Raw genomic sequence first — 24958 nt, 5'->3', positions numbered from 1 at the left:
GCGATTTGACAGAGTTAAAACGTTTACAGATCGTGGCTTGTATGTATACGGAAACGGGACAATGGTTCACTGGGTAAGAAGGAATCATGTACCTTGTTTAGATCTATTTGTTTTTGCTAGCATTCCGGCTTCTTCTGCTGATTAAAATTCGTTACAAAAGATTTGCTTCGGCAATGTGCAAGTTTTTGGGGGTACTTCAGGTGAAAAAGATTATAGTGTTATCCTGTTGATAGGAGCTGATTTAGTAAAGTTTATCAGAAGTGTAAGAACCAATCGGTATTTTTCTCCACAGACCAAGAAGCAAATAGACATTGGTTTCCAAATAGCGGATATGGCAAAAGAGGATTTAAAAACAGATGAATCTACTCTCAATGTAGTAATATCGTTAATTGCCCAAGCTTTAGAAAAAAGAGATGAAGGATGGAAAGAATTTTATCGTGAAGAAATGGATAAATTATCTTTTTCTGATAACAATAATAATATTTATAATATTTTAGAACTAGAGAGAGGCAGAAACTTTTTCTTCCAAGAAGAATGATGAAGAAGCGTGTAATAAAATACAAGCGATATTGGATAATCATATAAAAGAAGATTCTGAACGTGGATGGTATTTTAAATGACTTTACCTTTGGGATAAATGCTGAAAACTTTGAAACAGCTTTACAAGAAATAGGTTCCTTATTGGGATTTATAAGTCAAAGACCTGATAAAGAAATTCGTAAAGGACCAGATAATTTGTGGGGAGGAATTGAAAATAATTTTTTTCTATTAGAGTGTAAAAGTGAAGTTAGCGAAAGTCGTGAAACAATAAACAAACATGAAACTGCGCAAATAAACTTACATTGTGGTTGGTTTGAAAATGAATATGGAAAAGATATTTTAGTTAAACGAATTTTACACTAATCTTATCATGTTTATCTTTAACCATCTACATAATCCAAAAATAATGAAATCCAAGATGTTGACAGACAGATACTCGATAACAGTGTGAAGATTAATCGTTATGGAATACCACTTGCATATAAAAGAATTCATAAATTAACTGGTTGATATTCTTGATTTTTCGTATATTTGCGTTATGTCAATAAACAAATAGTATTTACCTTTTATGAAACTCTGTATATAGCTACGCTCCTGCGAATAGCCCTGTTTAAAAAAGCTATTCGGCTATCCGACAAATAACGGTTTATTTGTCACAGAGATTTTATGTCCTTTTATTTATGAATTTACGGGCTGACAGACTATACTTATATGGTCTGTTTAGTCGTACTATTTTTCTATTGAACAATGAGTTACACATATAAACAAATATGGTTCATCAACTTTCCGGTAATGATGAGCATTTTGATAGAACAGTTAATTAATATAACAGATGCTATTTTTTTAGGGCATGTGGGAGAGGTAGAGTTGGGAGCGTCTGCTGTTGCTGGGATTTATTATCTGGCAGTCTATATGCTTGGTTTTGGTTTTAGTATTGGATTGCAAGTAATGGTTGCCCGGAAGAATGGGGAACAGAATTATAAGGCAACAGGAAAGACCTTCTTTCAAGGTCTTTTCTTCTTATCAGGATTAGCCTTTTTACTTTGTCTATTGGTCCATGCTGTTTCTCCTTTAATATTGAAGCGATTAATTTCTTCTCCGGAGATCTATCAGGCAGTAATCCATTATTTGGCTTGGCGTAGCTTTGGACTCCTTTTCTCATTTCCGTTTCTGGCTATCCGCTCTTTCTTTGTCGGAATAACGCAAACAAAGGCTTTGTCCGGATCGGCAGTTGCTGCGGTCGTGATTAATATCCCGTTGAATTATTTTTTGATATTCACATATGGATTAGGTATTTCGGGAGCGGCCATCGCTTCTTCTTTGGCAGAAATGGGGTCTTTAGTGGTGCTTTGCTTCTATACATGGAGGAAGATAGATAGAGAAAAATATGGATTGAAGTTTGTATATGATGGAAAGTTACTTGTCAAAATATTGAATCTGTCTGTATGGAGTATGCTCCATGCATTTATTAGCGTGGCTCCTTGGTTCTTGTTTTTCGTGGCGATTGAGCATTTAGGGAAAACTGAGTTAGCGATCTCCAATATAACCAGAAGTGTATCGGCATTCTTCTTCGTGATTGCCAATTCCTTTGCTGTTACTACGGGATCATTAGTAAGTAATTCGATTGGATCTGGGGCAAGACATGAGCTTTTTCCGATCTGTCGTAAGGTCCTTAAATTAGGTTATGCCGTTGGCTTTCCGTTGGTTGGGATTGCCTTGCTCTGTAACCAATGGATTGTAGGCTTCTATACCGATAGCCAGCAGTTGATAGAGCAGGCGTTTATCCCTTTTGTGGTAATGTTGTTGAATTACACTTTTGCCTTGCCCGGTTATGTATATCTCAATGCGGTTGGAGGAACCGGGAAGACCAGAATCACTTTTTTATTTCAGGTGACAACTACCGCAGTGTATTTGGTGTATCTCTATTGGTTGAGCTTTTGTATAGAAACATCCTTGCCAATCTATTTGACGGCAGAATATCTATTCGTAATTCTGCTAGCCCTGCAATCTATTATTTATCTAAAAAGTAGACATTATTAAAAATAACTCAATTATGATGACAAAAATATATCCACGCACCGGAGATAAACAAACCATTTATCTGAATGCCGTGATTAAAGATCCCCAAATAGAAGTTGGCGATTATACCATTTATAATGATCCTGTAGCCGATCCTTTATTGTTTGAGAAGAACAATGTGCTTTATCATTATTCCATTCACCGGGAGAAATTAATCATTGGTAAGTTTTGTTCTATCGCTTGTGGTACGAGATTTCTGTTTAACTGTGCCAATCATACATTGAAATCATTGTCTACCTATACTTTTCCCTTATTCTATGAGGAATGGGAATTGGATAAATTAGACATTACCGCAGCATGGGATAACAAAGGAGATATTGTGATCGGAAACGATATGTGGATTGGTTATGAAGCTGTGATTATGGCAGGTGTACATATTGGTGACGGGGCAATTATTGCCGCATGTGCCGTTGTAACTAAAGATGTGCCGCCTTATACGATTGTTGGCGGTATTCCTACTAAAGAAATACGAAAACGTTTTGATACAGAAGAGATCCGGCAATTGCTGACGCTACAGTGGTGGATTTGGCCTACTGATAAAATCAGCCAATGTTTACCATATATTACAAAAGGAAAACTCAATGAATTATCTAACGTAAAAAAGATGTAAGATGAACTATATAGAGATTATATTAACAAAGATCAATGTGAGTTGTAGTTCGTCAGTAATTATATCCAGTTATTTCCTAGTATAATGTTTTCGGCACCAAATAAAATAAAGTGATTCCCTGAATAGAGAATCACTTTATATCCAACTCTAAAACAAATCAAAAAACAAATTGTATTCATTATTAATCTTAATTATCTTTAGGATACGGAAGATAACCTGTTTTTTGTTGAAACGGAAAATAAATGTTCACTAAGTGCTTTCAAGGCATGTACCTTATCTTCTTTTTTCATAACAAGTGAAACATTACTATTACTACCGCCATAAGAAATCATTCTTACAGGGATATCTTTCAGCGCATTTATAATACGTGCTTCAAAACCTACATTTTGCCATTCTAAATCTCCGACAACACAAATGATAACCATATTTTTCTCAACAACGATAGTTGCGTATTGTTTTAATTCATTTACGATTTCATCAATATGTTTATCGTTGTCAATCGTCACGGATACCCCGATATCGGAAGTTGTAACCATGTCTACTGGAGTATTATAATTATAAAAAGTGTCAAACACAATACTCAGAAAGTGAGGAGTAGGTATAGTGTGAAGGGATTTTATTTTAATATATGTGATCCCGTCTTTTGCGGCTACGGCCTTTATAGCTCCCTTTTCTGCTGTGTTCGAGATCAGAGTACCAGAGGCGCTAGGTTGTAAGGCATTTAATAATCTGACAGGTATATTGTTTTCCTTTGCGGGTAAAATACAAGTAGGATGCAATATCTTAGCCCCAAAGTGAGCCAGCTTTGCGGCTTCGTCAAAATTCAGTTGTCTTACAGGAGCGGTGTCGTCAACAAATCTCGGATCATTGTTGTGCATTCCATCGATATCTGTCCATATCTGTATTTCCTCGGCTTTTATGGCAGCCCCGATAAGAGATGCGGTATAATCGCTACCTCCTCTTTCCAGGTTATCAACGCTACCATAAGCATTTCTGCAAATAAAGCCTTGTGTTATATATAGATTCGTGTCTTTGTATTGAGACAAGAGTTTTTTTAAGTGACTGCTAATATATTCCATATCCGGCTCATTATCTGTTGTTATCCGCATAAAATTCAAAGCGGGTAACAAGACGGCTTTAATACCTTGCTCTTCCAAATAGCATGTCATTAAAAAAGTCGATATCAGCTCTCCTTGCGCCAAGATTTCTTTCTCATCGAAAACACTAAAAGGCATATTGGAGAAAGACCATACATACTGGAATCTTTCAAGTGTGTATTGCATGGCTTTCTCTTTATAGAAATCACTTTTATACAATTCTTCTATATGGTTGACGTAAGATTGTTCCAACGATGTAAGAATTGTATTTGCTTTCTCTGGATTTTTCTTACGGAAACATTCAGATATTTCTATTAAGGAATTTGTTGTTCCAGACATGGCCGACAACACGACTATCTTCTCTTCTCTATCAGAAATAATAGATGCGACATTTTTAATTCTTTGGGCAGAGCCAACAGAGGTGCCACCAAATTTTAATACTTTCATAAGATTATCTGATTTTTGAGTTCTCTTTTATATATTAAACCGAATGACAAATGTACTGCCTTTACCAAGTTCACTCTCTATATGAATTGTTCCACCATGAGCTTCCACAAAATCTTTGCTTATGGCAAGTCCTAATCCGCTTCCCTGCATTTTTGTGCCGGGAACACGGAAATAATGATCAAAGATACTTTCATGATAACGGGGGTCGATACCTTTTCCGAAATCTTTAACATATATCTCTATAGCATTACTATCTTGGCGAGCTCCGATAATAACCCTTCCATTCTCGGATGAGTAACGAATTGCGTTAGATAACAAATTTGTCACAACCCATGCGATTTTCTCGCTGTCGACAAATAGTTTTGCTATTTTTTCCGGATATTCTACCTCTATCTGGCAATTGAACCGTTCTGCTTGTACTCTATTTGCTTTAATCGCATAATTTATAAGTTCAATAGGCTTTGTTATCTTAGGATTAAGATATAATTTACCGCTTTCTACCTGAGACATTTTTAATAATTCGCCGGTTATTTCCAAAAGACGGTCACTATTTTCCTTTATTTTCTGGGAAAGAGTCTCTTGTTCCGGATTTAACTCTCCAATATTTTTATCTTCTAATAATTTAAGACTCATCATTATTGCGGAAATCGGAGTCTTTAGTTCATGAGAAATCGTTGATATAAAAGTTGTTTTCGCGATATCTCGTTCTTTGAATTCTGTGACGTTTTTCAGAAGAATCACATCGCCTACATATTTACTTTCCAATCCATTCTGTTTATTTACGTTTATAGGAATGTATTTTACCTGAAAATAACTTTCTTTGTTATCCGCGTATATTTTCAGGGGATCCTTATTCTCGTTCGGATGTACTAATTGGCGAATTAATCTCCGAAGTAAATCATTTTTTAAGGCCAGCTCCGGAGCGGGCTTATCTATTATATTTTCTCTCGAGATATTTAATACAGTTAATGCCTCATCGTTGACAAACAATATTTTACGTTCCTTATCCAGCCCTATTATGGGTTCGGCTATACTATTTATAAGGGTTTCAATATATTTTTTCCCTTGCAATATATTTTCTAAAGAGCTATTTCTATACTCAGCTAGCCGTTCGGCCATCTCGTTAAAAAGTATTGCCGTTTCTTTAAACTCTGGTTCATTCCCTAAATCCAACCTTTTGCTGTAATTGGCTTTTGTTATCTCCTTAATGCCGTCGGTCAGTTTCTTGATTTGGATATTAACGGAATAAGGCAGACGGATTAAAAAGAGAAATGCGATCGCGATGCAAATAATACCGACTATCCATATCCATAGCAAGGAATCTTCGGCCGTGTGTATCGCTACTTTATTTTTGTCGTAAATGGCAGACATATTAGCCCCCATAATGGAATAAATAGCTTTACGTGTTTGCCGGATCGACTCGTCGTCCATGTTTTGCTTCAACATATTTTCATAGCAAGAATTCAAATTGCTGGTTAGCACATCCTCATTGAATTCCGTAATATTTTCTTGTTGTTTCCCTAAGCTGGCCTCAAATTCTTTCTTTGCTTCCGGATTATCTTTGATGATTTCTAAAGATTCAAGCATCCGGCGGGAGTAAAGCAGAGAATTATAATTGTCTGCTAAAATATTTTGGGTGTCAAAGGATATATCATTTATATTCTTTATGGCCAACCCGCCTAACAATACAATCATGACAAATAAAAAACCTATGCCATAAGTAAGTTTTGTTCGTATATTCATATTCAAATTCATGAACGGATTATTTTTATGCTAATATTACTAAATCAATACTTAAGTTAGCCAGTTCTTCTAACATCTCCCTGTACCTGAACATGGCCGCAAAACCTGAAGGGAATTTTAAGGTAGGGCGTCCGATGCACAAAGTACTTATTTGTTTCTCTTTACAAACTTGTATGATAGCGCTTGTCACATGCGAAGACTGTATTTGAATAACCTCTCCCCCTAATTCTGTCGCCAGCTTAAAATGGTTCAACAAATACCTCTGGTTTGCCAACGGAATCCGATCCGTGCTTTCCCTAGGTGTTTGGACATATAATACGTAAAATTTGGAATTATATCGAGTAGCCAGTCGAGCGACTTTACGTATGATTTTTCGCGGAGTCTTCTCGTTGCTACTTATGCAAGCCATAAATTTTTCATGGCGTACTCCAAGATTATCCGGAATGGTATTCTCAACTTTTTTCTCAACTCGTAGAGCGACTTCTTTCAACGCAAGTTCTCTTAATTGAAGAATATGCTCCGCTTTGAAGAAATTATTTAATGCGGTTTGTATTTTCTCTGGTTTATATATTTTTCCTGCTTTTAGCCGGGCAAGTAATTCATCTGCTGTAAGGTCTATATTGACAACCTCATCTGCTTGTTCTAAAACGATGTCAGGGATTCGTTCTTTTATCTCTATACCGACAACGTCCTGCACCATCTCATTCAAACCTTCTAAGTGCTGAATATTCACCGCTGTAATCACACTGATGCCAGCGTCTAGGATATCCATGACATCTTGCCATCGTTTTAGGTTTTTGCTTCCTTCAATATTGGTATGGGCCAATTCATCAACGATAACAACTTCAGGGTGAATACTGAGAATCGCCTGTAAGTCCATTTCCTCAATTTCTTTCCCTTTATAAAAGATTTTGCGTCGCGGAATGATAGGAAGCCCATCCACCAATGCTTCTGTCTCTACTCGTCCGTGGGTTTCTATGTAACCAATTTTCACATCAATCCCACTATCCAGTAATTGATGAGCTTCAGATAACATCCGGTATGATTTACCTACACCGGCAATCATGCCGATGTAGATTTTGAAATTACCGCGACGAGATTTTTTCAATAAATCCAAAAAATGTTGTACGCTTTGTTCTCGGTCCATAAGAACTATATTATCAAGGTCTTAAAGTGAATCCAAAAACAAGATGTGCATCCTCCATGCGGGGATTCCAAATTGCTTGAGCGAAGATAGGTAATGAGAAAGAATCTGTGATCTTAATATCTGTAGAACCTTTCAACGCGACATTTGTCACAGCAAAACCATTTGTATTATATTGTAATGCCTTATAAGGAACAATACCGCAAATAGCCGTCAAGTTTACCATTTTAACGGAAAAGGGGAAACTTAATTCCATATAAGATGAATAGTTTTGTTTACCATTCTCTTTTTTATCCATTCCAGCGAACATGGTATACCAAGCTATGGATAATGGAAATTTTTCTACCGGTAGAGTATAGGCTAGACCTGCCTCAAAATGATGGTCTGTTTCATGACTTTGGAAATTAAAATACTTTCCGGAATTTTGTCCTGGCCACCACAGATCAGCGATAGAGACAGTCAGACCTGAATTCCCGAAAGTATAAGCAGCGGTCAGGTCAATTTCCTTGGAAGCTCTGGCGATACCGTTTTCATCGACAGTTGATAAGTTTCCGTCAAAATCGGTAGATCCCCATGCCGTGAAGGAAAAACCACCTATACTAAGTCCGAATGTCGGTTGTATACTGACTCCGGTTTGATACATACCACGCCAAATATAGGAGCTTACCAAATCTGCGGATACATTAAATTTCAAAGATTTATCATCATCTTGAGCCTTGACCATCGTAGATGACGCCATTGAAAACACAACCACTAATGCGACTATTTTTTTATATAAAGATTTCATACTTAATCAAAAAAATTTACTTTGTACCTTAAAATATTACTGAATGTTTGTTGTTTAATTTGTAGTCGCTTTGTCAAGCGCTACGTTTAATTTTAGGACATTGACTTTTTCCGTCCCGAATAATCCGAGTAAAGGCTTTTCTACGTTAGAATTAACAATAGCTATTACTTTTTCCTCAGACCAGCCGCGAGCTTCTGCTACACGTTTTGCTTGAGCGTATGCGGCTTTCGGGGAAATATGAGGATCCAGTCCGGAAAAACTAGCGGTTACAAACTCAGCCGGAACATCCTCACGTTTCATATAAGGATGATGAACCAAGAATGTGTCGATACGTTCTTCTAAAAGAGCCAGATGTTCTTCATTGGAAGGTCCTTTGTTACTACCGCCGGAACTAGAAGCATCGTAACCATCACCTGCATGGGAAGGACGTCCCCAGAAATAAATATCTTTCGTGAAATTTTGGCCGACATTTGCCGCGCCGACAATTTTTCCGTTTAATTCTACCAACTCGGCATTTCCGCTGTTGGGACCGGCAATCTGTCCGAATACCCACAGAACAAATATGTAAAAGATACTAAAGAACAAACAAAATGCGATTGTCAGTCTTAATGATTTGAAAAGATTTGATATCATAATGATTTACTGTTTTATTTTTTTTCGGACCTCCCTTTCCTTCCGGATAATTTACAGAAAGGGAGGTCTGTTTTGAATTAAAATTACATGAATAAGCTTACGATCATATCAATCAATTTGATACCCACAAAAGGAGCGATGATACCACCTACGCCATAGATCAATAGATTCCGACGAAGCAAGGCCGAAGCACCGATCGGCTTGTATGCCACACCACGCAATGCAAGCGGGATCAAGATCGGGATAATAATAGCGTTAAAAATGATAGCGCTCAAAATCGCAGATTCCGGACTATGCAAATGCATGATATTCAGTGGGGCTAAAGCTGGAATCGTAACCATGAACAGGGCTGGTACGATCGCGAAGTATTTTGCGACATCGTTGGCGATACTGAATGTGGTCAAGGTACCACGAGTCATCAGTAATTGCTTACCGATCTCAACGATTTCGATCAGCTTGGTCGGGTCGTTATCCAAATCCACCATATTACCAGCTTCTTTGGCCGCCTGGGTACCACTGTTCATTGCTACACCAACGTTTGCTTGAGCCAAAGCAGGAGCGTCATTGGTTCCATCTCCCATCATGGCAACTAGCTTTCCGCCTTCTTGCTCTTTTTTGATATAGTTCATCTTGTCTTCCGGCTTAGCCTCGGCGATATAATCGTCTACTCCGGCTTTTTCCGCGATATATTTTGCGGTCAAAGGATTATCTCCGGTAACCATCACGGTCTTTACACCCATTTTGCGCAGACGCTCGAAACGCTCTTGGATACCCGGTTTGATAATATCCTGAAGCTCGATCACACCGATGATATAATCATCTTGGGAAACAACCAGCGGAGTACCTCCGTTGCTCGTGATCTTCTCAACCAAATCAGCTACCTCTTTCGGGTATTTGTTTCCGGCGGCTTCACTCATCTTGCGGATTGCGTCGAAAGCACCTTTACGGATGCGTGTTCCTCCTGGCAGATCCACTCCTGAGCATTTTGTCTCAGCCGTGAACTTGATCATTTTAGAACCGGATGTATTCAAATCGTGTACACGTATACCTTTTTCGCGTCCAAGCTCCACGATTGATTTTCCCTCCGGAGTATCGTCAGATAAGGAAGCCATCAGACAAGCCTTTACAAAAGATTGCTCGTCGATTCCTTTTGCCGGATAGAATTGTGTAGCCTTACGATTTCCAATGGTGATTGTTCCGGTCTTATCCAGCAAAAGCGTATCGATGTCTCCTGCTGTTTCTACGGCCTTACCGGATTTGGTGATCACGTTTGCACGTAATGCGCGGTCCATACCGGCGATACCGATAGCCGATAACAAACCACCGATGGTCGTCGGGATCAAACAAACGAACAAAGAGATAAAGGCTGCGATCGTAATCGCTGTATTGGAATAATCAGCGAACGGTTTCAACGTTCCGCAGACAACAACGAAGACCAGCGTGAAACCTGCCAATAGGATCGTTAAAGCGATCTCGTTGGGAGTCTTCTGGCGAGAAGCGCCTTCCACCAAAGCAATCATCTTGTCAAGGAAGCTTTCGCCCGGTTGGGTCGTGACCTTAACCTTGATTTGGTCGGACAACACTTTGGTACCTCCGGTTACGGAACTTTTATCACCTCCGGCCTCGCGAATAACCGGTGCGGACTCTCCGGTGATTGCGCTTTCATCAATAGATGCCAGACCTTCAATGATCTCTCCGTCTGAGGGGATCGTATCTCCAGCCTCGCAAATGAATATATCCCCTTTCTTTAATTGTGAGGAACTTACGGTTTCAATTTTGTTACCTATACATAATTTTGCCGGGGTTTCCTCACGTGTTTTACGCAAACTGTCTGCCTGAGCTTTACCGCGAGCTTCGGCGATCGCTTCTGCGAAGTTAGCGAAAAGGATAGTCACTAACAGAATAATGAATACCAAGGTATTATATCCGAATGAACCTTGTGAGGTATCTCCTGAAACAGCGCTCCAGATTGTGACAAGTAACATGACAAATGTTACGACCTCCACGATAAACATAATCGGATTACGGAACATCATCCGCGGATTCAACTTAACGAATGATTGTTTTAAACTTTCTATGACAAGCTCCTTTGGAAATAAAGAAGCGGCTTTGCTATTTCTCATCTTCTTAATCTGTCAATTAGTAAATGCTAAAATATTCGGCGATCGGGCCTAATGTTAACGCAGGGAAGAATGACAAGGCTGCTACAATCATGATTACACAGAATGTCATAACACCGAATGTCACGGTATCTGTCTTTAATGTACCTGCGCTTTCCGGGATGAATTTCTTCTTGGCTAAAAGGCCGGCTATAGCGACTTGGCCTACAATCGGCAAATAGCGTGAGATAATTAAAGCCAAACCACATGTGTAATTCCAGAAATAAGTATTATCTCCTAAGCCTTCGAAACCGGAACCGTTATTTGCGGATGATGACGTATACTCATATAGCATCTCGCTGAAGCCATGGAAACCTGGGTTATTCAACCATCCTCCCTCACTTTCAACGAAATTAGGATGATATACATAGACATAGCTGGAGATCGCCGTGAAAATCAATATAACGAACGGGTGGGCCAATGCTACGATCGTCGCGATCTTCATTTCTCGTGCCTCTACCTTTTTCCCTAAGAACTCGGGAGTACGGCCGACCATCAATCCACTGATGAATACGGCAATGATCAAGAATGCGTAATAATTTAAGAAACCTACGCCTACACCTCCGAACCAAGTATTGATCTGCATGTTCAACATCTCGATCATTCCTGTAAGCGGCATCGTACTGTCATGCGAACCATTTACGGATCCATTGGATGTTACGGTTGTTGTTACAGACCATAAAGCGGTTGCGGCTGCGCCTAAACGGGTTTCCTTTCCTTCCATTGCTCCGCAAGATTGGTCGATACCCATCTTGTCGATGTTGGGATTACCTGCCATTTCATAATGGACATTGCATATTACGCCACAGAGATAAGCGAAAAGCATCACCCCGTAAATAGTGTAACCTAATTTCTTTCTTTTTAGGTAGAATCCCAGAGCGAAAACCATAGCCATCGGGATAATCAGGATGGACCAACATTCTAACATATTTGTTAGATAAGTCGGATTCTCTAACGGGTGTGAAGAGTTTACTCCAAAATAACCACCACCATTTGTACCTAGTTGTTTAATAGGCACGATCGCTGCTGTAGGACCTTGGGATACGGTTTGTTCGGCTCCTTCCAAAGTCGGGATTGTCATTTTTGAGTCGAATCCCATAGGAGTTCCCTCTAGGATTAATATAAAACCGACGATTAATGACATCGGGAAAAGGATACGAGTACAACTGATCACCAAGAAATGCCAAAAGTTTCCGATTGTCTTTGTTGTTTTCGCAGCCATAGCCTTCATGACTCCCGCCATTGCGGCCATACCTGTAGCGGCTGTGATGAACTGAAACAACATGATGACGAAAAGTTGTGTAAAGTAAGTCAATCCACTCTCTCCGCTATAATGTTGTAGGTTACAGTTGACCATGAAGCTGATACACGTGTTAAATGCCAAGTCTGGGCTTTGCCCTGGGTTCCCATCCGGGTTTAATGGTAAATAACCTTGTGACACCAGCAAGATCATACCCCAGAAAAACCAAAATACGTTTATGATAAGAAGAGACTTAAGGAATGCCTTCCAGTCCATCTCCTCATTGGGGTTAATACCTGCGAACTTGTAAATAAACCTTTCGATAGGAGCCATGAAACGCATACAGTCGTTTCCCTCCTTGTAAACTTTCGCTATGTGCTTTCCCAGTGGATAGCTGATCACTATCAAAAGCACGATTTGCGCTACTACACCTAAAATTTCTGTGTTCATCTTTTTACCTAAAAAAAATTACCATTAAAACTTCTCGGGTTTTACCAGGACATACATTAAGTACCCGAATATCACTAAGCAGAGTATAAACAGTGCTAAAAACATACTCTAAATCTCCTTTCTCTCTTTAAATTTTTTCAAACCAATCCACACACTTGAAAAAAAAGTAATAGCATGCTACGCCGGTAGCACACAGAAATAAAAATGATAACGCATCTTCCATACTTGTTCTTTTTTAATTGTTAATACTATTTGTCTGTTTTCTGCCCTCCTATATGCCAAAGTCGTACCAAAAAAGCCCTTATGGAATTAAGTTGTTGTATCTTAGCGAGATATACCAAAATAGGTTTTTTCAAAGAAGAATGGAACCTTTTCAAAATGAAAAGCTTTTTTCATTTTGGGACAATCCGTAGCGCTTATTACTGTCTTTGACGTTCGAAATCTTCCGAAATCCGTCCCATGCAAACAGGTTTCCAGCAATCTATGCGCCTCTCATCGGATGAAGTGCTATTATTGATCATGGCTAGTTCACAATTTTCGTAGACGTATAAGACCGCGTATCCTAGACTGATCGTTCTCAACTGCTTCCTTAATACGTTCCAGGCCTCCTTGTCGGATATGAAATATTGTGGTTCTGTTGATTCAGCGCCAGATTCCAATTTGTATTTTCTGAGGACTTGTGAGGGAAGACTTCTTAATTTCTCTATATCGCCTGGTTTTTGGGGAGGATAACACAGATAGGCCACTCCTATTAAAAGTATAAGCCCGGTAAAAGCATTTAGAATATACCTGGCATGATAATCATCGGCAAAAAAATGAATCTCTTGGATACTATACATATATAGTAACATGGTAAATGATAATATGGTTATTACCATTGTTTTACGGTTTAAGGATCTCATAAGGACTCTCTTTTTGTTTCCTACCCTTGTTTATGCCTGTTCTTTTGAAAAAGAGCCGTGAATATTAAATACCCACGGCTCCAAAAAGAAAAAAACAATTTAAATCATTTACAAAATGAATAAACAAAAGGATTTTGGTTTACATAAAAACAGCTTAGTTGTGATATGATATACGATATTCAAATATTTTATTTGTGGGCCATTAAATATTTCTGAGACTTCCACCACTTCTCAATCTTGTTTTTCAAAATGAAAAAGTAGCCGAAGAACCCAATCCAGCTTGTAATTATCAATACTATGATAAGCCGCTGTTTTATAGCCGCGGGGATATCTTTTTTCAATAAATTGTTGATTGCTAGTATCGAAGCAACCACACCTAATTGGTAAATAAAAAATATCATTTTACTTTTCTTTGTTATTTAATAGTATTCATTCATTAATATCAGTTTTCCTTGGTATCGGTTTCCATCATATCACCTTTGGAAAACCTGATAGTGATGAATATATCTCTAAAATCGTGCCAAACTATTCATGGATTATGTAATGATCTCATTGCTAGTTTATTAAATAAATGTGAGCATGGATAATAGGCTAAGAAGGTAAATTAAAATGAAAGTCTTTTTTCATTTTGGTATGCTCTCTGCTTGAGATAGTACTCGGGCTACTCTCCATTTACCTTTTTTAAATAGGTCTCATCATTCAATCCATGTGGCACTGAAGAATCCGAAGCGATCCCAGTGGCAACACTGTCGTGATGCAGGGTAAAACTTTTCTTCCGGGTACGAGGTCCTTGATCAGAGGTTCCCTGCCGAGAACCTTCTGTCTTGTCAAGTTTTTTACATGCCTTATTCTCGCGAGGCGTGTCTGACCATATAATATATAAGCATAAAATACATATGCACGAAGCGATCCATGTTTTCATCGTCTTTGAATTTATTTATAAACGTCATGAAAAGACAAGCCTCTCAATCCGAAATCGATCATTTTTTTTGCGGTGTCCACTCCTATGATGATAAGCGGGCTTTTTTTCTCGTTAATCCCAAATTCCATTTCTGTTTGACAGATAAAATCATGTTGGATGTTATCTCTGGTTTTCGAATACACGGGATAGGCGATCTTTACCTTTCTATAGCTGCAACAAGTAAGGCAGGGATCAGAGAGTTCGATACCTTGAAGTTCCATATTTATCGGGTAAATTTTTTGAGACTCAAAATAGTAGTAACCTGCGGACGAAACTAAGGGAATGAATATTAGGCCGGGATATTCGTTTTGTATACAAAATATCCTGAAATTCTCGGAGACCAGGCAATAACGGTCTCTTGTATATCTGATATCACCGGTTTTTCTTAATGATATTAGATATTCCGGATTGATTACTTTTTTTAAAGGCAGATGGCATTCCGGGCATGTACATGGGGCGATCCCCTCATGCATAAAGCTATCATCTGTACTTCCATCCAATATTTTTGCTACTACGATATGATCCATATTCCTCATTTGATTTTATGAAGCAATAAGCTTTCACGGAGACGCACGCAGATTTCACTGTTTTAGAAACGAGTAAGGAGCGACGGTCTTGTTATGATACTCCCCTAGATCATTTATCATCTGTTCGGCATCTTCTTGGGAGATCAGCCCTTGTTCCTTGAATTGTTCTATCATCTTTTTCTCGTTGCTTAGAAGCATACGAACAGATTTTCGGGTTACGGCCTCTTTATAAGAATTCGGGTAATCATTCGATATCCCCTCTATGAAAGAGGCGGCCTTAGTTATGTTTTTCCGAATCTCTACTTGCAGGAGAAGTAGGCAACTTCTGTATTCGGTAGATACGGTTTCCGAGGTTCCAAACTCGTTGACAAGTTTTAGTGTCTCTTTCTGGGCAATAATTAATCCCCGGGCGAGGTCGTATCCTAGAATGATCCGGTCTTGAAAGTAAAAGTCGGCCCATTTGTCGAGGAAGCGGAAATAACGGCTTAGACCGCTTCGCGGAGGTCTCTTGCAAAAATCGAAGATATCCCCTCGTTCACATAAGGGCTTCTTCCCATTCTGGTCATATAAATCATCGACCGAAGCGTTCAAACGTCTTAATGTCCCGGAAGAGATAACCCCGTTTGTATATAAGTTCCAATAAAGCGAACGTTCCTTGTCGAGAATCCGGAGACGCATATCTGCCATAACATCTTTAGGGCGAGCTGAAATGTCGGGGTGTGCCTCTTTTTGAGGTAGAAATTTTCTGACGACATTCCAGTCGGTAGATGCTAATGCCTCTTTCCCGCTTAGATTCTGTAGGTATTTTTCGGCCCCTTCATACAACTGCTCTTTTACGCTATAATCAAGGAGAAGCTTGGATGACGGTATTTTGGTCAGCCCTAGTTTCCTCAGCAACCAGCCTATCGTCGTAGCGTTCACTGTCAATGTCAGGGTAACGATACCTGCGGTGAGGAAAAGAACTTGTCGTCGTATCGGTTCTGGTATCGAGAGAGTATAAGACACCATCAAGGCCATGGTTAATCCCAAGGCTCCTCGTAAGCCGCCCCAGCTTAGGATAGCGGATTCGCGTATAGACAGGCCATAGCCGCATCTTTTCATGAATGGATAGAATATCGTTATGACCAAGATACGGATTAGATTCACTCCTGCGTAAACACAAAGAAGAATAAATAAATCCGTCCATGAGAAATCTACTTTTAGAGCGATTACGATACCTACAATTATAAATATCAGCGTGTTCGCTATATGGGCGGCTAATTCCCAGAATTGGCGCATGAACCGGTTGACTTGAGGTTTCAGCCTCGGGCGTCCCATGTAAGAGACTGTCAGACCGAAGCCAACCAAGGCGATCACGCCGGATACCTCCAGATAATTTTGCGCTAAGATAAAGGTCATGTAGGCAGAAAGAATCATGACACTGTTTTGAAGCATCTCGTCTCCTTTCACTTTCGTGATAAATTGGATGCATAAGTAGGCGAAAAAGGTTCCTAAAAGAGCGCCTCCTGCCACAACCATGATAAAATCTGTTACCGGAGACTCAGAGATGCCGGATGTGCTATAGGCCCCGAAGAATAGCATGAAGAGAACAATCCCGGTACCGTCGTTCAGCATCGACTCGGCATCGACAAGGGTCGAGAAACGCTTACTGGTACCCAATTCTTTTAGCAAAGCAACTACGGCTACTGGGTCTGTGGCGCTTATCAAGGCTCCGAACATGAGGGCGAAAGTCCAGTTCCATTCCTCATATGAGGGAACGGAGCTACTAATCCCGACCATTAAGAGTGCTGTCAGTAGCATTGCGATAACGACACCGGGAACAGACAATAAAGTCGCGTTTGTCAAGGTCTTCCGGAAAACATGAACGTCTAGCTCATAGGCTGCGTCAAATATTAATATTGGCAGAAAAATATAAAGGATCATATCCGGATTGGAGTTTCCCGCAAAATCTATGGTAGATTGTAATAGCGGAATGCCATTCAGCCAGCCTAACCGGTCAAACATACCTATCAACAAACCAAACGCGAACAATCCCACTGTATAGGGTAGGGGAGTTTTTTTCAGCCCGAATTTTAAGAAAGCGCCAGCCATCAATCCTATCAACACAAAAAATAAAGGCGCCAACAAATTATTCGTTTCCATATATCACATACTTTTCGTAACACAAGCAATAGGCGTACCAATAATTCTTTTATTGATTTAATCATTTGATAAAAAGTGGTTTATTCTTTTTCTGGGGGAAAAAAGAATAAACTTGCCTTTTCATAATGGAAAGAATTTTTTCAAAACGGAAAGGGACGCGGAGAATTATTGTTTTTGCATTGGTTACTTAAGGGGTGTTGTTGTGTATATATAGATATATACATGGAAAAGGGCTATTTAAAAGACAGGCGCTTATCTTCCTCCGAAAATAAGATCGCCGTATTGACCAAGGCCAAATGAGAATATGCCTGGGGAAAGTTCCCTAATTGTTCCTTGGTCTCGAAATCAATATCTTCACTAAAAAGACCTAGATGATTTGAATTATGAAGCATTTCCTCGAATAAACAACGAGCTTCCTCTTTTTCCCCGATGACATAAAGGGCGCGGATCAGCCAAAAGGTACAGATCGTGAAAGCGGAAGAGGGATGCCCGAAATCATCGCGGGTATTATATCGATACATTAATCCTTTGTAAAGTAAGGTCTGTTTTATCTTTTTTACCGTTTTGCGATAACGTATGTCATTCGCTTGGATAAAACCATAAGGTTCCATTAAGAGTAAAGATGCGTCGAGGTCTGAGTTCTCATAGGCTTGGGAAAAACTTTGTATATCTTCTTTCCAACCATTTCTCATGACATCTTCTTTAATCCGAGCCGCCTCATCCGACCAATATTGCCGATAGGAGGGTTTATTCAGTAAATCGGCGATACGAGCTCCCCGGTCTAAGGCTACCCAGCACATTACCTTGGAAGAGACAAAATTTTTTCCTTCGCCTCTAATTTCCCAAATACCCTTATCCGGCTTTCTCCAGTCGCTAATTACAGTCATCAGGATGCTTTTCACCATTTCCCACATGTCTTCTACCTCATCCAATGTTCCTGGCATCAGGCGATAATATTGATAGATGAGATCCATCAAGTACCCGAACGAGTCATTTTGAAGTTGGTGATACGCGTCATTGCCTATCCGGACAGGCTGAGAATTCTTATAACCGGAAAGATGATCTAAGATCACCTCTGTCAGTTTCCTTTCGCCGCGGATACCATACATGATCTGATAGGTATCATGTTGCGAGACAAATGTTGATTGAACAAATCTCATAAAACGCCGTGCCGCGTCGACATGTCCTATTTTGAATAAGGTCTCGATAGACATAGAGGCATCCCTTAACCAACAGAAACGGTAATCCCAGTTACGTACCTCACCGATCGTCTCCGGCAGGCTGGTCGTAATTGCGGCCAACACGGCTCCATTGTAAAAGGACATCATCTTTAGAACTAGTAGGCTGCGTTCAATTATATCATTATATAAGGTGAACTTTTTGGTCCTGTCTGTCCAATTCAACCAATAAACCAGGGTCCGGCAATATTCCAGTTTCTCACGTTCAATATCAATGGATATAACCTTCTCATTGTAAGATAATAAGAAAAACTCATCTTTTGTCAAGGTTATTTTCTTATGTTGCGCGATATCGCATAGAGGCAATGATGAGTAAAGATATTGCCTGTCTTTACTGTTGGAGGTAGAATAAGTTTCAATGTATTGCGTCGTGGTATTAAAGATCGTCTCTCCGCGGGCATAATCCGGGGCCGGGGCATAATTAACCTTAAAGCGCGGCTTCCCTTTTATCCAACGGATATAACGGTATATCTCTGCCGGACGATAACTCTCATTGGCCTCGCTTAGATGGTAACAAGGCATGAAATCAACGATCGCGAACTCATTTTCTTCCGAGATGAAATTGGTTGAAAGGATGTTGGTGTGGGGGATGTATGACTGGGATATATGATAGTCGTCGGATACGTCGAATCCAAAGCGACCTCCTTTATCCCGGTCAAGTAGAGCGGCAAATATGGAGGGTGAATCAAAGTTCGGGAAACACAGCCATTCTATGCAAGCCTTATCCGATACCAATGCTGCCGTACAACAATTTCCTATTACTCCGTAATTTAATTTATTCATAAGAATTATTTTTTGAGCACGTATGATACAATGATCAATTTTATACATGAAATCATGTATCATATAGCAAAACATATGCCATATTTACGTAAATATTGGCAATCAGATGTTTATGAGAAGGAGAAATAGTAAACGGATTTTCATTCTGAAAAAAGATTTTCATTCTGGAAAAACTTTTATTTCCCGAATCGGGAGCTATCGACCTCCTTATGTCCTTTGGCTTTGAAATTTCCGAATTTATAGATAAAAGATAAGGTGACCCTTCTTGAGTCTGGGATCATACGCATGTTTAAGTCCTGTGTTTTGTATTGGAGATTAAGATCTTCGGGTATCCATGAATTGAACATATCGTCCACTTTCAAGGAGACCTCCGCTTTGCCGCTGGATGAGATCCATTTCAAGCCGGCATTTACGTTATACATGCTGCTGATCGTCATCGGGCCTTGAATGTTACGGGTTATATAAGAACCGGATATTTCCGCTTTGATGGTAGGTCTCGATGAGATGTTGAACGTATTATTCAATTCGGTATAGAATGCCAGGTTATCTTTATTAAAACTTATATCATGGTAATTATCACATTTCATCTTGTCATAATAACCATTTAACGTTAATCTGGAATCAAGTATGGAACCAACTTTGAACGGAAGCATAACATTCAGGCCTAACTTACTGGAATAATCAAAATTCAGCGTCTTATAAATAAGAACCAGTCTATTGGAGGCTTGGTAGGGGAGTTGGTTGAAGTTATTGTCTATGTAGTTGGCGTATAGCGTGAAAATATACTTGTTTTTTAGGATATAGTTCAATTGGGTAGAGTAAAGCCTGGACGGTCTTAGATCCGGATTACCTTGTATCTCGGTATATCCGTTCAAATAAGAGACCGCGTTTTGCATCTCCCAATAACTGGGATAAGTCTTGTCTGAAGAAACGGATAGTTGCAGGATGTGGCTGGGATGAACCCGGTATGTGACTTCCATCATTGGGAATAAGCTCCAATAATCAATTTCCTTATGTTTGTAATACTCTCCGGTCAAAGAGGCATTGACGGATAGGTTATCGGAGAAGCTTTTGGAAAAGCCGGCATATAAATCATATACATATTCATCCAGCTTGCTATAGCTATTGGAAGTAGACCAATCATGATCGCGCAGCGAATGGTATACCTGAGAGCTTTTGTCTGAGGCGAAACTGAATTTCGTCCCGTAGTTGAGCGTCCAGCCTTTGCCCAATTTATGGTTTTGGTCTGCATAGACGGAGAACCTGCGGATGTCTTGTTGCGATTTAGCGTTAAAGGCATCTTCTTTCCCGGCTTTTTTCTCTTGGTAGTATTGTGTCGTATGATTGATGTAAGCGGTGAAATCAATACCGACATTGAGGCCGAACCCGGAAACATAGTCGAGCGCCAGATTATGCATCTGTATTGGTTTATCGGATTTCTTTCTGTTTTCCGAATCCGAATAGGTTCCTGCGGAGGCGGTAAAAGGACGGGTCCATTGCTGGATCTCTGAGGTATAGGCAAAGCTCAGTTTATTTTTATCGTTTAAGAACCAATCATTACCTAGGCGTATGGTATGAACCGGGAGCCGGGTATATCCTCTGTCGAATTGTTCGATCTCGTAGGTCTTACCATCGTATAAGTGATGCGAGAATATATCCGTTCCCGTCCGTTCCCGATGGTATCCGAAAGAGTACATGAAATCGGTAGAATATTTAGGTGTGTTATAAACGATGGTCGCGCCTCCTTGGTAATTGGCGTAATGTCCTTGGCTATATACGGCGTTGACTTGTCCTTGTAGTTTGGGAATCTCGGAGGTCTCGCTTTTAAGGACCAAGTTAATTACGGCCCCGCGTACATGGTATTGAGGTGGGGCGCTATACATTATCTCTGCTTCTTGAATACGTTCCTTGGGCATATTCTTAAGCAAATTCTCCAATTGGCTCTCACCCATATTGGTGGTCTTGCCATTGATGATAACCGTGACCCCATTTGTGCCCGCGAGTTGGATTTTTCCTTTCTGTTCCCGGACTCCCGGCAGTTCTAGGATCGCTTCGTAAGCGCTAACGGCCATCTTGTCTTTTAGCAGATACGGCATATCGTAGGCTATTTTTCCATCGGTAACCTTCGCTAGAGGACGTTCTCCGGTAACGGATACTTCTGAGAGCGTTTGGTGTTTTTCGCTCAGTTGTATATTGTCTATCGCTGGCGAGTCATAGTATTTTTGATACGTCTCATACAGCAAGTGCTGGACGGTTAAGAGGAAAGGTACTGTGTTTGTCTTGACGCTAAAAGCTCCTAAAGAATCTGTATAAGTGGAGTTTACATATACAGAATCGCTTGTTTGTATAATCACGACCGCTAGTTCGACAGGATGGTTATTTGAGTCTGTAACTTTACCTGTTATAACTTGTGCTTGTATGAATGTGGTGACTAACAATAATAAAAAGATAATCCCGGTTTTCATATCATCCTCGATTTTGTCAACATTCCGGTGCATATTTCGTAAATATATTTAGTTTATACAAATAAAGGGTCTTAATATTATATCTTTTTATTACGATTTTGAATCGTTTGTCGTTTTTTAGTATAGCGAGATCGTGAAGGAGCGAACTCTATTAGGGAATCTTACTAATAAATTCTGCTTTTAGGACTTAGGGGATTGAGATATATTTGATAGCTTTGCGAAGGAATAAGGTTCGTACCTCTTTCACGGATAGATGGTAACAATAAAAGTAAATGATAATGAATGAAAAAATGAGTACTCCATTAGGTAGCGCTTTTCCCAAGGAACGGATCCGATACGCGATGCTTTCTTTCTTTTTAGCGCAAGGTCTTTGTTTCTCTAGCTGGGCTAGCCGCATTCCGGATGTGAAGGATATTTTTGAGGTGAATTACGCTTTCTATTGGGGATTGGTCTTGTTTTTAATTCCGGTAGGAAAGTTTGTAGCGATCCCCTTAGCGGGTTATCTGGTGTCGAAATTGGGTAGTCGTATTATGGCGCAGGCCAGTGTGCTGGGATATGCCTTGGCCTTATTTGCGATCGGTACGGCACATAATATCTATTTGCTGGGTGTTTATTTATTTTGTTTTGGTGTGTTCTGGAATCTTTGTGATATATCCTTGAATACGCAGGGGATAGGTATCGAGCGGCTTTATGGACGTACGATCATGGCCTCGTTTCATGGAGGTTGGAGTCTTGCGGCTTGCCTGGGAGCCTTGATCGGGTTTATCATGATTGTATCTGGTGTTACTCCGTTCTGGCATTTTACGTTGATCGCTTTATTGATTGGGGCGACTGTTTTAGTGAGCCGGAAATATTTGCAAGAAGATGTTGCGGTTGAATCTCCGGAGAAGGAGAAGGAAGCGGAGAAAAAAGAGGCCCCGGCTTTGTTAAGTTTTATCCGTAAGCCGGAAATGCTGTTAATCCAGTTGGGTATCGTCGGCTTGTTTGCCTTGGTGGTGGAGAGCGCGATGTTTGATTGGAGCGGGCTTTATTTCGAATCGGTATTGCAGGTTCCTAAATCCTTGCAGATCGGTTTCTTGGTATTCATGGTAATGATGACAGTGGGCCGTTTTCTCACGAATTCCGCATATAGTATTTTAGGAAAACAAAAAGTTCTGCAATTGGCGGGTTTCTTTATTTTTGCCGGTTTCTTTATTTCGGCCTTGTTAGGCGGTATGTTTGAGTCGATGACGGTAAAGGTGATTGTGAATTCTTTGGGTTTTATGTTGGTAGGCTTGGGGATCTCTTGTATGGTGCCCACTATCTATAGTTTGGTAGGCGCTAAGTCAAAAACTCCGGTGGGTATCGCTTTGACAATCCTTTCCAGTATCAGTTTTATCGGTTCATTGATCGCGCCATTGTTGATCGGGGCGATCTCGCAGGCGTTCAATATGAAATACGCTTATATGGTGGTCGGCCTGTTAGGACTTTGTATCTTACTTATGACTACCTTCTGCAAAGCATTCAAGGGAAATTGAGAATTGGGAATTGGGAATTGAAAATTAAAGAGGTAACTAATTTTCAATTCCCATTTCTCAATTTTTAATTCTCAATTACTCCGGCATTCGTTGTTCCGCCGTCTCCAAGCATCGGGCCACATCTTCCTTGGTACCGTTGAATGGGCCTATTCCTTCGATTTTCAATGTTGTCATAGCTGCGGCGAAACGTCCGGCTTCTTCTATGCTTGCGCCTTTGGCACGTTTATAGAGATATCCGGTCATATAAGTATCACCAGCTCCGGTAGCGTTTACTACTTCCTTCGGTATGTAAGCGGGGATTTTATGGAAAGTGGAACCGTCGTAAATGATAGATCCCATGCTTCCGAAAGTCAGCAATACCTCTTTCACGCCCCAATCGTAGATAACTTTTCCGGCGTTCACGGCATCGGTATATCCGGTTAACACCTCCATCTCATGTTCGTTAGCCTTGAGGAAGTGTACATATTTAAGTACTTCTTTTTTTTCTGGCCAATCCACGGCAAATACATCCTTGTCTCTCACTTCCCGCAGATACCCTTGCGAGTCAATGGATACCAAGCCTTTTCCCGCTAAATATCTTACCACTTCCAAAGAGAAATCATCGGCAAGCAAACTACCTAAATGGAAAATCTTGGAATCGATGTTTTTCAGATATTCCACGGTGAAAGGATCTGCTTTCGCCAATACACGTTGCGTGCGGTTGTCTTGGTTTTCCCCATAAATATTCTCGAAATAGACGGTATGCTTGCTTGGCATCACGGCGACATCGATACCTTCAGCTCGCAATTCTTCTACGGTTTTCATCTCGGACTCAGCCAAGGCTGTCACTAGTGTATAGTCAATATCATCGAAATGCTTTATCGCATGTGAGAAATAAAAAGATGTTCCTCCTGGCATATGGACAGTGTTCTTGGGGGTCACTACCTTGTCCAAGGTAATATGTCCTACGCAGCAAAGTTCGTGTGTATTCATTTTTTACTCAGTTTATTATAAAGCGACAAATTTATGAAAAAAGAGTTCAAGTACATAGGATAGTCATTATTTTGACCAATAAAAGCATAAACGAGGCATTTCCATGCGAGAGCGAAAGTATTTCATATATAAACGAGAGCATTTACCTTTAGGAGTAAAGGCATTTACATATGGAGGTAAACGGCGTTACATCTGGTTGTAAAACCATTTACATATAATTGTAAATGGTTTTACCTGTATTTATAAATACAGGTAAATGTAATATGCTGATAATCCGTATATAATACTATTGGCGAATAATGCTTGGTGTATCTGTCGGGAATATTCAAACTTACCTTATCCAATAAATATGCTTGTTGGGATTGAGAAGGAAGAATTGAGAATCGGTCAACGACATAGATAGTATATAATGTACGAGCGTACATTATAATATATGCGATACGCATAGAGGCTATTCTGCTATATCGGTGATGTACATTTTATGTGTGATGAAATAAAATGGGAGAAATGACTAATGTAAAC

General features: G+C 39.9%; 19 protein-coding genes. 5 read left to right on the top strand and 14 right to left on the bottom strand.

All coding sequences use genetic code 11. The features are described 5' to 3' along the window. The first annotated feature begins 175 nt into the window (after positions 1-175). The 4 genes from Q0110_RS14935 (at position 176) to Q0110_RS14920 (ending at position 3229) form a co-directional block, all read left to right on the top strand. The gene (locus Q0110_RS14935; protein ID WP_297908097.1) at positions 176-538 is read left to right on the top strand and encodes a hypothetical protein; all 363 of its coding nucleotides are present in this window, start codon (positions 176-178) and stop codon (positions 536-538) included. Positions 539-600: 62 nt separating this feature from the next. Next, complete coding sequence (locus tag Q0110_RS14930; protein ID WP_297908094.1) at positions 601-903, top strand: hypothetical protein; 303 nt, start codon at positions 601-603, stop codon at positions 901-903. Between the two features lie 384 nt (positions 904-1287). Further along, positions 1288-2580: an MATE family efflux transporter gene (locus Q0110_RS14925; RefSeq protein WP_297908091.1), complete on the top strand. Its 1293-nt coding sequence runs from the start codon at positions 1288-1290 to the stop codon at positions 2578-2580. Between the two features lie 13 nt (positions 2581-2593). Further along, positions 2594-3229, top strand: coding sequence for a CatB-related O-acetyltransferase (locus Q0110_RS14920; RefSeq protein WP_297908089.1), 636 nt, complete (start codon positions 2594-2596; stop codon positions 3227-3229). 197 nt (positions 3230-3426) lie between these two features. Here the strand turns inward: Q0110_RS14920 and Q0110_RS14915 are convergent, their stop codons facing one another. From Q0110_RS14915 to Q0110_RS14860, 13 genes are all read right to left on the bottom strand, one after another. Beyond that, positions 3427-4773: an aspartate kinase gene (locus Q0110_RS14915; protein WP_297908086.1), complete on the bottom strand. Its 1347-nt coding sequence runs from the start codon at positions 4771-4773 to the stop codon at positions 3427-3429. Positions 4774-4800: 27 nt separating this feature from the next. Continuing rightward, the gene (locus Q0110_RS14910; RefSeq protein ID WP_297908131.1) at positions 4801-6522 is read right to left on the bottom strand and encodes an ATP-binding protein; all 1722 of its coding nucleotides are present in this window, start codon (positions 6520-6522) and stop codon (positions 4801-4803) included. 19 nt (positions 6523-6541) lie between these two features. After that, positions 6542-7663 carry a sensor protein KdpD gene (locus Q0110_RS14905; protein WP_297908084.1) on the bottom strand — a complete coding sequence of 374 codons (1122 nt, stop codon included), beginning with the start codon at positions 7661-7663 and terminating at the stop codon, positions 6542-6544. 13 nt (positions 7664-7676) lie between these two features. Continuing rightward, positions 7677-8447: a TorF family putative porin gene (locus tag Q0110_RS14900; RefSeq protein WP_297908081.1), complete on the bottom strand. Its 771-nt coding sequence runs from the start codon at positions 8445-8447 to the stop codon at positions 7677-7679. A 54-nt stretch (positions 8448-8501) separates the two neighbouring features. Then, positions 8502-9080, bottom strand: a complete 579-nt coding sequence (locus Q0110_RS14895) for a K(+)-transporting ATPase subunit C (protein ID WP_297908077.1) — start codon at positions 9078-9080, stop codon at positions 8502-8504. Positions 9081-9163: 83 nt separating this feature from the next. After that, positions 9164-11203: a potassium-transporting ATPase subunit KdpB gene (gene kdpB / locus Q0110_RS14890; protein ID WP_297908074.1), complete on the bottom strand. Its 2040-nt coding sequence runs from the start codon at positions 11201-11203 to the stop codon at positions 9164-9166. A gap of 16 nt (positions 11204-11219) precedes the next feature. Next, a complete protein-coding gene (gene kdpA, locus Q0110_RS14885; protein WP_297908071.1) occupies positions 11220-12929 on the bottom strand; it encodes a potassium-transporting ATPase subunit KdpA in 1710 nt (569 codons plus the stop codon). Between the two features lie 24 nt (positions 12930-12953). Further along, complete coding sequence (locus tag Q0110_RS18340; protein ID WP_366139685.1) at positions 12954-13034, bottom strand: potassium-transporting ATPase subunit F; 81 nt, start codon at positions 13032-13034, stop codon at positions 12954-12956. A gap of 314 nt (positions 13035-13348) precedes the next feature. After that, the gene (locus tag Q0110_RS14880) at positions 13349-13831 is read right to left on the bottom strand and encodes a hypothetical protein (protein WP_297908068.1); all 483 of its coding nucleotides are present in this window, start codon (positions 13829-13831) and stop codon (positions 13349-13351) included. A gap of 661 nt (positions 13832-14492) precedes the next feature. Next, the gene (locus tag Q0110_RS14875) at positions 14493-14753 is read right to left on the bottom strand and encodes a hypothetical protein (protein ID WP_297908064.1); all 261 of its coding nucleotides are present in this window, start codon (positions 14751-14753) and stop codon (positions 14493-14495) included. A gap of 620 nt (positions 14754-15373) precedes the next feature. Next, entirely contained in the window at positions 15374-17461 is a 2088-nt protein-coding gene (locus Q0110_RS14870; RefSeq protein ID WP_297908061.1) for a sodium:proton antiporter, read from the bottom strand. Between the two features lie 233 nt (positions 17462-17694). After that, positions 17695-19482 carry a glycoside hydrolase family 15 protein gene (locus Q0110_RS14865; protein WP_297908058.1) on the bottom strand — a complete coding sequence of 596 codons (1788 nt, stop codon included), beginning with the start codon at positions 19480-19482 and terminating at the stop codon, positions 17695-17697. A 176-nt stretch (positions 19483-19658) separates the two neighbouring features. Continuing rightward, on the bottom strand, positions 19659-21947 hold the full coding sequence (locus tag Q0110_RS14860) for an outer membrane beta-barrel protein (RefSeq protein ID WP_297908056.1): 2289 nt from the start codon (positions 21945-21947) through the stop codon (positions 19659-19661). Positions 21948-22225: 278 nt separating this feature from the next. Between Q0110_RS14860 and Q0110_RS14855 the strand changes: the two genes are divergently transcribed. Then, entirely contained in the window at positions 22226-23464 is a 1239-nt protein-coding gene (locus tag Q0110_RS14855; RefSeq protein ID WP_297908053.1) for an MFS transporter, read from the top strand. 75 nt (positions 23465-23539) lie between these two features. Here the strand turns inward: Q0110_RS14855 and Q0110_RS14850 are convergent, their stop codons facing one another. Continuing rightward, entirely contained in the window at positions 23540-24436 is an 897-nt protein-coding gene (locus tag Q0110_RS14850; protein WP_297908050.1) for a PfkB family carbohydrate kinase, read from the bottom strand. Between the last annotated feature and the right edge of the window lie 522 nt (positions 24437-24958).

The organism is uncultured Parabacteroides sp. (assembly GCF_947855115.1).
In the GTDB taxonomy this organism is placed as follows: domain Bacteria; phylum Bacteroidota; class Bacteroidia; order Bacteroidales; family Tannerellaceae; genus Parabacteroides.
Note: the sequence above shows the minus strand (reverse complement) of the source record. Positions and strands in the feature narration are given on the sequence as shown.

Excerpts from the sequence above, each read along its gene's own strand:
- Q0110_RS18340 (WP_366139685.1), bottom strand. The coding sequence starts at position 13,034 with ATGTTTTTAGCACTGTTTATACTCTGCTTAGTGATATTCGGGTACTTA.
- Q0110_RS14880 (WP_297908068.1), bottom strand. The coding sequence starts at position 13,831 with ATGAGATCCTTAAACCGTAAAACAATGGTAATAACCATATTATCATTT.
- Q0110_RS14920 (WP_297908089.1), top strand. The coding sequence starts at position 2,594 with ATGATGACAAAAATATATCCACGCACCGGAGATAAACAAACCATTTAT.
- Q0110_RS14855 (WP_297908053.1), top strand. The coding sequence starts at position 22,226 with ATGAATGAAAAAATGAGTACTCCATTAGGTAGCGCTTTTCCCAAGGAA.
- kdpA (WP_297908071.1), bottom strand. The coding sequence starts at position 12,929 with ATGAACACAGAAATTTTAGGTGTAGTAGCGCAAATCGTGCTTTTGATA.
- Q0110_RS14900 (WP_297908081.1), bottom strand. The coding sequence starts at position 8,447 with ATGAAATCTTTATATAAAAAAATAGTCGCATTAGTGGTTGTGTTTTCA.
- kdpB (WP_297908074.1), bottom strand. The coding sequence starts at position 11,203 with ATGAGAAATAGCAAAGCCGCTTCTTTATTTCCAAAGGAGCTTGTCATA.
- Q0110_RS14925 (WP_297908091.1), top strand. The coding sequence starts at position 1,288 with ATGAGTTACACATATAAACAAATATGGTTCATCAACTTTCCGGTAATG.
- Q0110_RS14860 (WP_297908056.1), bottom strand. The coding sequence starts at position 21,947 with ATGAAAACCGGGATTATCTTTTTATTATTGTTAGTCACCACATTCATA.
- Q0110_RS14865 (WP_297908058.1), bottom strand. The coding sequence starts at position 19,482 with ATGAATAAATTAAATTACGGAGTAATAGGAAATTGTTGTACGGCAGCA.
- Q0110_RS14895 (WP_297908077.1), bottom strand. The coding sequence starts at position 9,080 with ATGATATCAAATCTTTTCAAATCATTAAGACTGACAATCGCATTTTGT.
- Q0110_RS14875 (WP_297908064.1), bottom strand. The coding sequence starts at position 14,753 with ATGAAAACATGGATCGCTTCGTGCATATGTATTTTATGCTTATATATT.
- Q0110_RS14850 (WP_297908050.1), bottom strand. The coding sequence starts at position 24,436 with ATGAATACACACGAACTTTGCTGCGTAGGACATATTACCTTGGACAAG.
- Q0110_RS14915 (WP_297908086.1), bottom strand. The coding sequence starts at position 4,773 with ATGAAAGTATTAAAATTTGGTGGCACCTCTGTTGGCTCTGCCCAAAGA.
- Q0110_RS14870 (WP_297908061.1), bottom strand. The coding sequence starts at position 17,461 with ATGGAAACGAATAATTTGTTGGCGCCTTTATTTTTTGTGTTGATAGGA.
- Q0110_RS14905 (WP_297908084.1), bottom strand. The coding sequence starts at position 7,663 with ATGGACCGAGAACAAAGCGTACAACATTTTTTGGATTTATTGAAAAAA.